Here is an 11,150-nt window from a genome sequence, read left to right on the forward strand (position 1 = left end):
CGCGCACGCCGGCGCGGGCGCAGGCGAACGCCACGCCCTGCGCGTGGTTGCCCGCGCTCGCGCAGGTGACGCCGCGTGCGCGCTGCTCGTCCGTCAGTCCGGCGAGCACCGTGTAGGCACCGCGGGCCTTGTAGGACCGCACGGGCGTGAGGTCCTCACGCTTGAGCCAGACGTCCAGGCCGGTGAGGTCGGAGAGCCGCGACGCCCGCTGCAGCGGGGTCGGGTCGATCACCGGCTCCAGCAGCGCGGCCGCTCGGTCGACGTCCGCTGCGGTCGGCAGCGGGTCGCGTGACGGCCGCTGCGCGACCTCCTCGACCAACGGTGGACTCAGCCGACCGTCTTGCCGGCCGACCGCAGGTGCTCGGCGGCCTCGACGACCCGAGCGGCCATCCCGGCCTCGGCCGCCTTGCCCCACGCCCGCGGGTCGTAGGCCTTCTTGTCGCCCACCTCGCCGTCGACCTTGAGCACGCCGTCGTAGCTGCTGAACATGTGCGCCGCGACCGGTCGGGTGAAGGCGTACTGGGTATCGGTGTCGACGTTCATCTTCACCACGCCGTAGTCGACAGCCGCGGCGATCTCCTCCGCCGAGGAGCCGGAGCCGCCGTGGAAGACGAGGTCGAACGGCTTGGCGTCCGCGGCCAGGCCGAGCTCCTTGACGACCGCCTCCTGGGCGGCCTTGAGGATCTCCGGGCGGAGCTTGACGTTGCCCGGCTTGTAGACGCCGTGGACGTTCCCGAAGGTCAGCGCCGTCAGGTAGCGGCCCTTCTCGCCGATGCCGAGCGCCCGCACCGTGGCCAGCGCGTCCTCGGGGGTCGTGTAGAGCTTCTCGTCGATCGCGCCGACGATCCCGTCCTCCTCGCCGCCGACGACACCGACCTCGATCTCGAGGATGATCCGTGCGGCTGCGGCCTTCGCCAGCAGCTCCTCGGCGATCCGGAGGTTCTCGTCGAGCGGCACGGCCGAGCCGTCCCACATGTGGGACTGGAACAGGGGCTGCTCACCGCGCTGCACGCGCTCCGCGGAGATGTCGAGCAGCGGCCGGACGAAACCGTCGAGCTTGCCCTGGGGGCAGTGGTCGGTGTGCAGCGCGATGTTGACCGGGTAGCTCTTCGCCACCTCGGCGGCGAACGCGGCGAAGGCGACGGAGCCGGTGACCATGTCCTTGACCGAGGGGCCGGAGAGGTACTCGGCGCCACCCGTGGAGATCTGGATGATGCCGTCGGAACCGGCATCGGCGAAGCCCTTGAGAGCGGCGTTCAGGGTCTGCGAGGAGGAGACGTTGATCGCGGGGAAGGCGAAGGCGCCCGCCTTCGCGGCGTCGAGCATCTCGGCGTACTTCTCGGGAGTGGCGATGGGCATGCTGCGGTCTCCAGCGGTTGGTGACGGGATCGACTTTTCTCAACCTACCGCGACCGACGGCCGGCTCCGGTCTCCGTCCCGGCGATACCGGAGGCCGTGACCCCGGCGGTGGCCGTCCGTTGCTCCGGCACACCGGGCGCGGTCGACGCCACCACCGAGCACGGCAGCCGGACCGAGGTCGCTTCCTCGGGGAACGCCCCCGGGCTGAAGGAGGAGGCCATGATCGCCGACCCACGCCGGGGACCTACGTCCTCGCGGTCACCAACGACGCGGCGGTCACACCGAGCTACACCCCTGACCGCGGCGCTGTTCGACGCCACCGACGAGGAGACCTCGGGGCTGATCGAGGCGTACACGCTGACCTGCGAGAAGGCCGGGAAGGTGCTGGGACGGTGCCGGTCATCGTCGCTCGCGGCCAGCAGGTGAAGGTCCACCTCAAGGAGTGCGCCCGACGCTGGTGAGGGGTTTGATCCTGGGGACCCGCGTCCCCAGACTGGCTCGCTTGTCGGTCGCGGTCGCTCGGATGTGACGTGCGTAACATCCGGACGGCCCCGGCGTTGGGCCTCGTGAAGCAGGGCTCGGCGGCTCGGCCGCGCCCGAAGGAGGCCCCCCAATGAGTCGATTCGCGCCTGTCCTCGTCGGCCTGGCTGCCGCGGTGCTGGTCACGCCCCCCGCAGTGGCGCACGAGGAGCGCGACTCCGAGTTCCCACCCGGCAACGGGTCGGTTCCGGTCCACCGATCCCTGGCGCAGGCCGCGGACGTGCTCGTCGTGTGCAAGCCGGACTCGGCCAGTCGGATCGCGGCGATCGCCGACCCCGGAGTCCGGCGGCAGAACCGGGCACTGCTGCGCCGGTGCGGGTTCGACCACCTGCAGGCCGCGGTCGACGCCGTCGACACCCAGGGCACCAACATCTACGTGCTGCCGGGCGTCTACCGCGAGGAGCCGTCCTGGGACCCCACCTGCGACGGCGGGTACGACGGCGGGGTGGTGAGCTACGAGCTCACCTACGCCTGCGGCGAGATCGTCAACCTGGTGACGATCGCCGGTGACGATCCGGACGACGAGGACATCGTCTGCGACGGGCCGCGCTGCAACCTGCAGATCGAGGGCACCGGCGCGACGCCCGAGGACGTGCTGTTCCGTGGTGGCTTCCGGGAGGACGGCGACTGGGTCAAGCACAACGGGATCAAGGCCGACCGGGCGGACGGCTTCTACCTCGCCAACATGACCCTCGAGCTGTTCCGCGAGAACGCCGTCTACGTGCACGAGACCGACGGCTACGTGGTCGACGGCGTGGTCACCCGCTACAACGACCTGTACGGCGTCCTCGCGTTCACCTCCGATCACGGCCTGATCCAGAACTGCGAGGCGCACCACAACGGCGACTCCGGCATCTACCCCGGCAGCGCCGCCGACGTCAACGCGACGAGCTCCAGCACCGGGCCGCTGACCCGATGGGCGGTCGAGGTGCGCAACTGCGACATGCACCACAACGCCCTCGGCTTCTCGGGCACGGCGGGCAACTCCGTCTACGTGCACGACAACCTGATGCACCACAACGGGATCGGCTTCGTCGTCGAGTCGATCCTGGCCGGCCACCCGGGGATGCCGCAGGACCACGGCTGGTTCACGGGCAACAAGATCTACTCCAACAACATCAACTACTACGCCAACGTGCAGGGAGACGACGCGCCCTGCCAGGAGGAGCGGCCCGCCGACCGCGGCCACGAGCGGGGCGTCGTCTGCCCGCCGCTCCCGCTGCCGGTCGGCACCGGCGGCATGATCATCGGCAACCACAACTTCGTCAACGACAACCAGGTCTGGGACAACTGGCGCCAGGGCTTCATGCTCTTCTGGGTCCCGCCGGCGCTGATGCGCGAGGACTACGACCCGCTCCACCAGACCGACAACTCCAACCACAATCACTTCACCGGCAACCAGATGGGGATCTCGCCCGACGGCGAGTACGTCCCGAACGGGCTCGACATGTGGTGGGACGACGCGGGCGTCGGCAACTGCTGGGAGGACAACGAGGTCGCACCCGGCAAGGAGTTCACCCACAACGCGACCCTCGGGAAGCTGCCCGGCTGCGAGCAGCGGTCGCTGCTGCCCGTCAGCAACCTGGTCAAGACGACGAGCCTGCTCCCCTGCGCCCGCTACGACCGGTACACCAACCCCGAGCCCACCGGCTGCCCCTGGGTCACCACGCCGGCGCAGCCGACCGAGGAGAGCATCGCGGCCGCCGCGGCGCCCACCGCCCGTGAGCCGGCCTCCCCGGTGATGCCGGCCGTGGTGGTCGGGGTCGGGCTGGCCGGCGCGCTCGCGCTGCGGCTGGGGTCCGCCCGACGGGCGAACTCGCGATGAGCCTGCTCGTCCGGCACGAGCACGAGGCGTCGTACGACCTGTCCTCGACGGCTGGCGACGTGCCGTCCCGACGGCGGCGGGGGCTGTGGGCGCTCGTGGTGGTCACCGGCCTGGTGGTCGGGTGGGCGTTCTCGCCGGCCCTGGTGCGGCTGGACCCGGGCGTGGCCCCGCAGCTGCCCGTGGACGCAGGGCTGATGGTCTCGGAGTACGGCGCCGAGGGCACCTACGCACTCCACTACCGCCACCACGAGACCGTCACGCTGACCGTGCCGCTCCGGAACACCGGCCCCCTGCCGCTCTCGGTCGACGACATCCGCCTGGAGGGCCAGCCGCGGCCGCTGCTGGTGCCGGTCGGCGCCGGCCTGCCGGTGCGGCTCGAGCCCTGGGGGACCGCCGAGGTGACCTGGACGATGCGCTTCGACAACTGCCGCTACTACCACGAACGGTCGGCGGACATGTGGGAGCGGATCCTGGTCGCGGGGAGCGTCCTGGGTCGCGGGTTCGAGTCCGAGGTGACGCTCGCCCACCCGCTGGTCGTGCACGGGCAGGTCATCAACAACTGTCCTGACCGCACGCTGACGCGCGGCGACGACGTACGGCGGCCCTGAGAGGTCCTCTCAGCCGCGCCAGGCCTCCTCGCTGGACAGGTCGGCGTGCTGACGGACCCATGCGTGCATCGCGATCGCCGCGGCAGCGGAGGCGTTGATCGACCGGGTCGACCCGAACTGGGCGATCGAGAACGTGCCGTCACAGGAGGCCCGGGCCGTCTCGGAGAGCCCGGGCCCCTCCTGACCGAAGAGGAAGCACACGCGCCGCGGGATCTCCATGGTCTCCAGGTGCGCGGACCCCGGCAGGTTGTCGATGCCGAGGAGGGGAACCGGGCCACCCTCGGCCTCCGCCAGGTAGGCATGCAGGTCCTCGACACTGGGGTGATGGCGGACGTGCTGGTAGCGGTCGGTCACCATCGCGCCGCGACGGTTCCAGCGTCGGTTGCCGACGATGTGCACCTCGGCGGCCAGGAAGGCGTTCGCGGTGCGCACGATCGTGCCGATGTTGAAGTCGTGCTGCCAGTTCTCGATCGCCACGTGGAAGTCGTGCCGGCGCCGGTCGAGGTCGGCGACGATGGCCTCGACCGTCCAGTAGCGGTAGCGGTCGACGACGTTGCGACGGTCACCCTCCTGGAGCAGGCGCTCGTCGTACACCTCGCTGCCGGGGCCCTCCGGCCACGGTCCCTGCCACGGCCCGACGCCGACCTCCGGCTGCCCGTGGGGCATCGGGTCGTACGGCGCCCGCTGGTCCTGGTCCGACACACGCGGACCCTAACCTGACCGTCCGCGCCCGCGATTGGGTGGAGGCAGGTACCGTGGCGCCGTGCACCTGCTCGACCCACTTGTCGCCGAGCCATTCCTTCTCGGCATGAAGTGGATGGAGCCGGACTGGCTGCTCAAGGAGTTCGGCGCCGAGCTCTTCTGGCTCAGCCTCCTCATCATCTTCGTCGAGTGCGGGCTGTTCTTCCCGTTCCTGCCCGGCGACACCCTGCTCTTCGCGCTCGGCATCTTCATCGCCGGCGAGCGGATCGACATCTTCCCGGGACCACCCCTCGTGGAGATGCTGGTCGCGCTGCTGCTGCTGACGGTGGCGGGGTTCCTCGGCAACGTCGCGGGCTACGAGATCGGCCGGGCCATCGGGCCACCGCTTTACGAGCGCAACGGCCGGATCCTCAAGCGCAAGTACTTCGACCAGACCAGCGCGTTCTTCGACAAGCACGGCAACAAGGCCCTGGTGATCGGCCGGTTCGTGCCGTTCGTCCGGACCTACGTCACCGTGGTCGCGGGCGTCACCCGGATGGACCGGTTCCGGTTCTTCAAGTGGAGCCTGGTGGGCGCGGTGCTGTGGGTCGCCTCGATCCTCCTGCTCGGCTACTTCCTGGGCCGGGTGCCGGTGCTCGGGCCGTTCCTCTCCAACAACATCGACTACGCGATCCTGGTGATCCTCGCGTTCTCGGCGGTGCCGATCGTCTACGAGTGGTGGCGGCACAAGCGGACCTCGGGCCCGGAGGCCGCCGACAACGACGCCGACGGGATCCCCGACCGCGACATCGCGGGCCTCGACACGTAGTCGGTCGAGCCTGACCGCCGGCCGGCGGGCTGCCGACCTAGCTGGCCGCCCGCGCCGCGTCCAGCTCGGCCTTCGTGAGCACCGCCCGGATCTCCAGCCCGAGATCGGCGAGCGGGTTCCGACCCTCCGGGCTGCGGTCGATGGCGCACACGACGTACTCGACGATCGCCCCGGCCTCGCGCAGCGCGATCGTGGCGTCCCGCACGGCACCACCGGTGGTGATCACGTCCTCGATCAGCACCACCTGCTTGCCCGCGAAGTCGGGGCCCTCGGCCAGCTTGCAGGTGCCGTACTCCTTCGCCTTCTTGCGGATGAAGAGCGTCGGCAGGCCGATCAGCTGGCTGACCGCCGTCGCGATCGGGATGCCGCCCATCTCCAGTCCGCCGAGCAGGTGCTTCTCGTTCGGCAGCAGCTGCGCGACCTCGCGCGCGACCCGGGCCAGGAGCTGCGGGTCGGCCTCGAAGAGGTACTTGTCGAAGTACTCGTTGCTGACCTGACCGGACCGGAGCGTGAACTCGCCGGTGAGGCGGCAGGTGGCGTCGATGTCGGCGGCGAGGGCGGTGTCCGTGGTCGTCACGCCCGAAGGTTATCTATCGTCGAGCACGTGCACCCCGCTGCCCGTCGCGTCGCCGACCTCCCCGCGACCATCTTCGCCGAGATGTCCGCGCTCGCCGTCCGCACCGGATCGGTCAACCTCGGCCAGGGTTTCCCCGACTCGGAGGGCCCACCGGAGGTGATCGCCGCGGCGGTCGACGCACTCCGGGGCGGCCACAACCAGTACCCGCCCGGGATCGGGATCCCCGCGCTCCGGCAGGCCATCGCCCGCCACCAGCAGCGGCACTACGGCATCGAGCTGGACCCCGATACCCAGGTCCTGGTGACCACCGGCTGCACCGAGGCCATCGCGGGCGCCATCCTCGGCCTGGTCGACCCCGGCGACGAGGTGATCGTGCTCGAGCCCTACTACGACTCCTACCCCGCGATGATCGCCTTCGCCGGAGGAGTACGACGAGCGGTGACCCTGCGAGCACCGGGCTTCCGCCTCGACCCCGACGAGCTCGAGGCCGCCGTGGGGCCGCGCACCAAGCTGATCCTGCTCAACACACCGCACAACCCGACCGGACGAGTCCTCGACGCCGAGGAGCTGGCGGCGGTGGCCCGGGTCGCCCGAGAGCGAGACCTCCTCGTCGTGACCGACGAGGTCTACGAGCACCTCACCTTCGACGGTCACGCCCACGTCCCGATCGCGACACTGCCCGGGATGGAGGAGCGGACCCTGACCCTGTCCAGCGCCGGGAAGTCCTACTCGGTCACCGGGTGGAAGGTCGGCTGGGCGACCGGTCCCGCCGAGCTGGTCTCCGCGGTGATGGGTGCCAAGCAGTGGCTGACCTACACCTCGGGGGCCCCGCTGCAGCCGGCCGTGGCGGTCGCGCTCGACGAGCACGGCGAGTTCCCGTACCGGCTGTGTCAGGAGCTCCAGGCCCGTCGCGACCAACTGGTCGGCGGCCTGCGCGCGGCCGGGCTGACGTCGTACAGCCCGCAGGGGACGTACTTCGCGACGACCGACGTCAGCGAGCTGGGCTGGGCCAGCGGCCGCGACTTCTGCCGCGCCCTGCCGGAGCGCGCCGGTGTCGTCGCGATCCCGACGGAGGTCTTCTACGACCACCCCGACGCCCCGGGGTCGGGTCGGCGGCTGGTGCGGTGGGCCTTCTGCAAGGACGCGGCGGTGATCGACGAGGCTGTGCGCCGCCTCGCGGAGGCCGACCTCACCGCCTGAGGCGGGGGCCAGTGGGTCAGCGCTGGAACCAGGCCGTCACGTCGGCCCGCAGCAGCAGCCAGGTGCAGGTGGCGAGGACCACGACGAGCACGATCAGCCCGGGGTTGCCCAGCGCCAAGGCCAGGCAGGTGGCCCCCGCGACCGCACTCGAGACGGCGAGCGTGATCCGCGCCCAGTTGTGGCCCCGGAAGGTCAGGTAGGCCACGACGATCGCGGCGAGCGCCCACAGCACGAGCGCGCCGAGCACGACGTAGACGCCGGCCAGGAGCTGGGCCTCGGTCAGGCCGTACGTATCGAGGGCCTCGCCCTGCTGCTTGCGGATCTCCGCCATGGACTCGTCCCGCTGGAGGGTCATCGCGAGGGCGGACACCACGAGCCCCGCCGCGACGAGACCGGAGGTGACCCAGGTCAGCGCGCATGCCCAGACCAGCGCCGGTGGCCGTCGTCGTACGACGCCCGGCTGGTGCTGTCCGTGCGACGCGTCCGGGAGGATGGTGTCCTCCGCGCCGAGGACGCCCTGGAGGCCCGGCTCGGTCGGGGCGACCGGCGGTGCGGCCGGTGGCGTCGGGGCGCCCACCGAGTCCTGCCCGGTCCGGGCTGGGGACCGTATCGCGGCGAGCCGCTCGGCCCGGCGCTCCTCGTAGCGCTGAAGCCACGGACGTCCGGCGTACCAGTCGCGTGTCGGCTGCAGCCACAGCAGGGTGATGCCGGCGACCACCATCGGCGCGAAGAACCCTTCCGTCGCGAACCCGCCGACCAGCAGCAGGGGCGCGAGCACGCTCAGCCCGATCCGGGCGCTCGTCGAGCGCTTGAAGACCTGGAACCCGAGGATCGCCGCGGCGGTCGCGGCCCCGGCGGCGATCAGGCACAGCACACGCACCGTGACCTCGAGCGCCTCGAGGCTCAGGCCGAGGCTGTCCAACGGGGGCCGGGAGAGCGCCTGCCGCAGGGATTCCTGGGACTCGATCGTGTGCAGGGTCGAGATCCGCTGCCACGCGGCGAGCAGGACGACGATCGAGCCCCCGATGATCAGGGCTCCGGCAAGCGTCGCCTGTCCGGGGCGCGGCTGGGTCTCCTGGCTCATGCGGTCCATTCCACCAGAGCACCGACGGAGCCCGGAGTCCGGCCTCCCGGCCCGGCAGCAGCCGATGACCCTCAGCCGGCGGCCAACACCAGCCCGTCCTCGCCCCGGTCGACCGTCACCGACCCGCCGTCGGCCACGTCGCCACCGATCAGCAGCTTGGCGAGCGGGTCGCCGATCGCGGACTGGATCAGGCGGCGCAGCGGCCGGGCGCCGTACGCCGGGTCGTAGCCGACATCCGCCAGCCACTCCCGGGCAGCCGGCGTGACCTCGATCGACACCCGGCGCGCCGCGAGCCGCTTCTCGAGCAGCACCAGCTGCAGGTCGACGATCTTCGCCAGGTCGTCCTTGCCGAGGGCGTCGAAGGTGACGATCTCGTCGAGCCGGTTGAGGAACTCCGGCTTGAAGCTCTGCCGCACCAGCGCGAGCACGGACTCCTTCTGCTTCTCCGGGTCCAGGGTCGGGTCGACGAGGTACTGCGAGCCGAGGTTCGAGGTCAGGATCAGGATCGTGTTGCGGAAGTCGACGGTGCGGCCCTGGCCGTCGGTCAGCCGGCCGTCGTCGAGCACCTGGAGCAGGATGTCGAAGACCTCGGGGTGCGCCTTCTCGACCTCGTCGAGAAGGACCACGGAGTACGGCCTGCGCCGCACGGCCTCGGTGAGCTGGCCGCCCTCGTCGTACCCGACGTAGCCCGGAGGCGCACCGACGAGCCGGGCGACCGAGTGCTTCTCGGAGTACTCGCTCATGTCGATCCGCACGATCGCCCGGTCGTCGTCGAACAGGAAGTCCGCGAGCGCCTTGGCGAGCTCGGTCTTGCCGACTCCGGTCGGGCCGAGGAAGAGGAACGACCCGGTCGGGCGGTTCGGGTCGGAGATCCCGGCCCGCGCCCGTCGTACGGCGTCGCTGACCGCGCCGACCGCCTCGCGCTGGCCGATCAGGCGGGCGCCGATCACGGACTCCATCTCGAGCAGCTTCGCGGTCTCCCCCTGCAGCATCCGGCCGGTGGGGATGCCGGTCCAGGCCTCGACCACCTCGGCGACCTGCACGGCCCCGACCTCGTCACCGACGAGCTTCTCCTGCGGCTCGCCCGCGCTCGGGTCGTCCGCGACCGCCTCGAGCTGCCGGATCTGCGCCTCGAGCTCGGGGATCTTGCCGTAGAGGATCTCGCTGGCGCCGGCGAGATTGCCCTCACGGGTCAGCCGGTCGGCCTCGACCCGCAGCTGGTCGAGCTGGCGGCGCAGCTCCCCCTCGCCCTCGAGGGAGGACTTCTCGCGTTCCCAGCGCACGTCCAGCGCGCGGAGCTCCTCCTCGCGGTCGGCGAGGTCCTTGCGCAGGGCGGCGAGCCGCTCGACCGACGCGTCGTCGGACTCCTTGGCGAGGGCGAACTCCTCCATCTTCATCCGGTCGATCTGACGGCGCAGCTGGTCGATCTCCTCCGGAGAGGACTCGATCTCCATCCGCAGCCGGCTGGCCGCCTCGTCGATGAGGTCGATCGCCTTGTCGGGCAGCTGGCGGCCGGTGATGTAGCGGTCCGACAGGGTCGCGGCGGCCACCAGGGCGGCGTCGGTGATCCGCACTCCGTGGTGCGCCTCGTACTTCTCCTGGAGGCCGCGCAGGATCTGGATCGTGTCCTCGACCGACGGCTCGCCGACGAAGACCTGCTGGAACCGTCGCTCCAGCGCCGGGTCCTTCTCGACCCGCTCGCGGTACTCGTCGAGGGTGGTCGCGCCGATCATGTGCAGCTCACCACGAGCCAGCATCGGCTTGAGCATGTTGCCCGCGTCCATCGCCGAGTCGCCGCCGGCGCCTGCGCCGACGACCGTGTGCAGCTCGTCGATGAAGGTGATGATCTGGCCGCTGGCCTGCTTGATCTCCTCGAGCACGGCCTTGAGCCGCTCCTCGAACTCGCCGCGGTACTTCGCGCCCGCGACCATGGCGGCCAGGTCGAGCGACAGGACCCGGCGCCCCTTGAGGGAGTCCGGCACGTCGCCCGCGACGACCCGCTGCGCGAGCCCCTCCACGACGGCGGTCTTGCCGACCCCGGGCTCACCGATCAGGACGGGGTTGTTCTTGGTGCGGCGCGACAGCACCTGCACCACGCGGCGGATCTCGGCGTCGCGCCCGATGACCGGGTCGAGGCGCCCCTCCTCGGCCGCCTGGGTCAGGTCGACGGAGTACTTCTCGAGCGCCTCGTACGTCGACTCGGCGTCCTGGGAGGTGACCCGGCGGTTGCCCCGGACGGCCGTGAGCGACTCGCGCAGCCCCTCGGCGGTCAGCCCGACGTCCTGGAGCACCTTCTTCGCCGAGGACTCGACGGTGGCGAGCGCGATCAGCAGGTGCTCGGAGGCGATGTAGTCGTCCTTCATCGACTGCGCGAGCTCGAGCGCGGAGGCCAGCACGCGGCTGAGCGCGGCCGAGCCGGCCGGCTGCTGGACGGTGGCTCCGGTGGC

At 71.1% G+C, this 11,150-nt stretch carries 11 protein-coding genes; 5 read left to right on the forward strand and 6 right to left on the reverse strand.

Annotation, left to right across the window (positions count from 1 at the left end; all coding sequences use genetic code 11):
• Both E7Z54_RS12850 and fbaA read right to left on the reverse strand, forming a co-directional pair.
• Positions 1-319: pyridoxal-phosphate dependent enzyme (locus E7Z54_RS12850; RefSeq protein ID WP_136434283.1), on the reverse strand; the 319-nt coding region annotated here is incomplete at its 3' end.
• 8 nt (positions 320-327) lie between these two features.
• Positions 328-1,359, reverse strand: a complete 1,032-nt coding sequence (gene fbaA, locus E7Z54_RS12855; protein WP_136434285.1) for a class II fructose-bisphosphate aldolase — start codon at positions 1,357-1,359, stop codon at positions 328-330.
• Between the two features lie 96 nt (positions 1,360-1,455).
• On the opposite strand from fbaA, the gene E7Z54_RS12860 reads away from it, so the two are divergent.
• The 3 genes from E7Z54_RS12860 (at position 1,456) to E7Z54_RS12870 (ending at position 4,332) form a co-directional block, all read left to right on the forward strand.
• Positions 1,456-1,785, forward strand: a complete 330-nt coding sequence (locus E7Z54_RS12860) for a hypothetical protein (RefSeq protein ID WP_136434287.1) — start codon at positions 1,456-1,458, stop codon at positions 1,783-1,785.
• Between the two features lie 187 nt (positions 1,786-1,972).
• Positions 1,973-3,724: a right-handed parallel beta-helix repeat-containing protein gene (locus E7Z54_RS12865; protein ID WP_136434289.1), complete on the forward strand. Its 1,752-nt coding sequence runs from the start codon at positions 1,973-1,975 to the stop codon at positions 3,722-3,724.
• The gene (locus E7Z54_RS12870) at positions 3,721-4,332 is read left to right on the forward strand and encodes a hypothetical protein (RefSeq protein ID WP_136434291.1); all 612 of its coding nucleotides are present in this window, start codon (positions 3,721-3,723) and stop codon (positions 4,330-4,332) included. Before E7Z54_RS12865 ends, E7Z54_RS12870 begins: the two co-directional genes overlap by 4 nt.
• 9 nt (positions 4,333-4,341) lie before the next feature.
• On the opposite strand, the gene E7Z54_RS12875 is transcribed toward E7Z54_RS12870, so the two are convergent.
• Entirely contained in the window at positions 4,342-4,998 is a 657-nt protein-coding gene (locus E7Z54_RS12875) for an RNA methyltransferase (RefSeq protein WP_136434298.1), read from the reverse strand.
• 97 nt (positions 4,999-5,095) lie between these two features.
• On the opposite strand from E7Z54_RS12875, the gene E7Z54_RS12880 reads away from it, so the two are divergent.
• Positions 5,096-5,842, forward strand: coding sequence for a DedA family protein (locus E7Z54_RS12880; RefSeq protein WP_240769663.1), 747 nt, complete (start codon positions 5,096-5,098; stop codon positions 5,840-5,842).
• A gap of 37 nt (positions 5,843-5,879) precedes the next feature.
• Here the strand turns inward: E7Z54_RS12880 and pyrE are convergent, their stop codons facing one another.
• On the reverse strand, positions 5,880-6,419 hold the full coding sequence (gene pyrE / locus E7Z54_RS12885) for an orotate phosphoribosyltransferase (RefSeq protein ID WP_206056186.1): 540 nt from the start codon (positions 6,417-6,419) through the stop codon (positions 5,880-5,882).
• Between the two features lie 27 nt (positions 6,420-6,446).
• On the opposite strand from pyrE, the gene E7Z54_RS12890 reads away from it, so the two are divergent.
• The gene (locus E7Z54_RS12890) at positions 6,447-7,619 is read left to right on the forward strand and encodes a pyridoxal phosphate-dependent aminotransferase (RefSeq protein ID WP_136434293.1); all 1,173 of its coding nucleotides are present in this window, start codon (positions 6,447-6,449) and stop codon (positions 7,617-7,619) included.
• Positions 7,620-7,635: 16 nt separating this feature from the next.
• Here E7Z54_RS12890 and E7Z54_RS12895 read toward each other — a convergent pair whose 3' ends face one another.
• Both E7Z54_RS12895 and E7Z54_RS12900 read right to left on the reverse strand, forming a co-directional pair.
• Entirely contained in the window at positions 7,636-8,703 is a 1,068-nt protein-coding gene (locus tag E7Z54_RS12895) for a hypothetical protein (protein ID WP_136434295.1), read from the reverse strand.
• A 71-nt stretch (positions 8,704-8,774) separates the two neighbouring features.
• Positions 8,775-11,150: ATP-dependent Clp protease ATP-binding subunit (locus E7Z54_RS12900; RefSeq protein WP_136434296.1), on the reverse strand; the 2,376-nt coding region annotated here is incomplete at its 5' end.

The sequence above is a fragment of the Nocardioides sp. genome (assembly GCF_004803405.1).
GTDB lineage: Bacteria > Actinomycetota > Actinomycetes > Propionibacteriales > Nocardioidaceae > Nocardioides > Nocardioides vastitatis.

Excerpts from the sequence above, each read along its gene's own strand:
- E7Z54_RS12865 (WP_136434289.1), top strand. The coding sequence starts at position 1,973 with ATGAGTCGATTCGCGCCTGTCCTCGTCGGCCTGGCTGCCGCGGTGCTG.
- fbaA (WP_136434285.1), bottom strand. The coding sequence starts at position 1,359 with ATGCCCATCGCCACTCCCGAGAAGTACGCCGAGATGCTCGACGCCGCG.
- E7Z54_RS12870 (WP_136434291.1), top strand. The coding sequence starts at position 3,721 with ATGAGCCTGCTCGTCCGGCACGAGCACGAGGCGTCGTACGACCTGTCC.
- E7Z54_RS12895 (WP_136434295.1), bottom strand. The coding sequence starts at position 8,703 with ATGAGCCAGGAGACCCAGCCGCGCCCCGGACAGGCGACGCTTGCCGGA.
- E7Z54_RS12875 (WP_136434298.1), bottom strand. The coding sequence starts at position 4,998 with ATGCCCCACGGGCAGCCGGAGGTCGGCGTCGGGCCGTGGCAGGGACCG.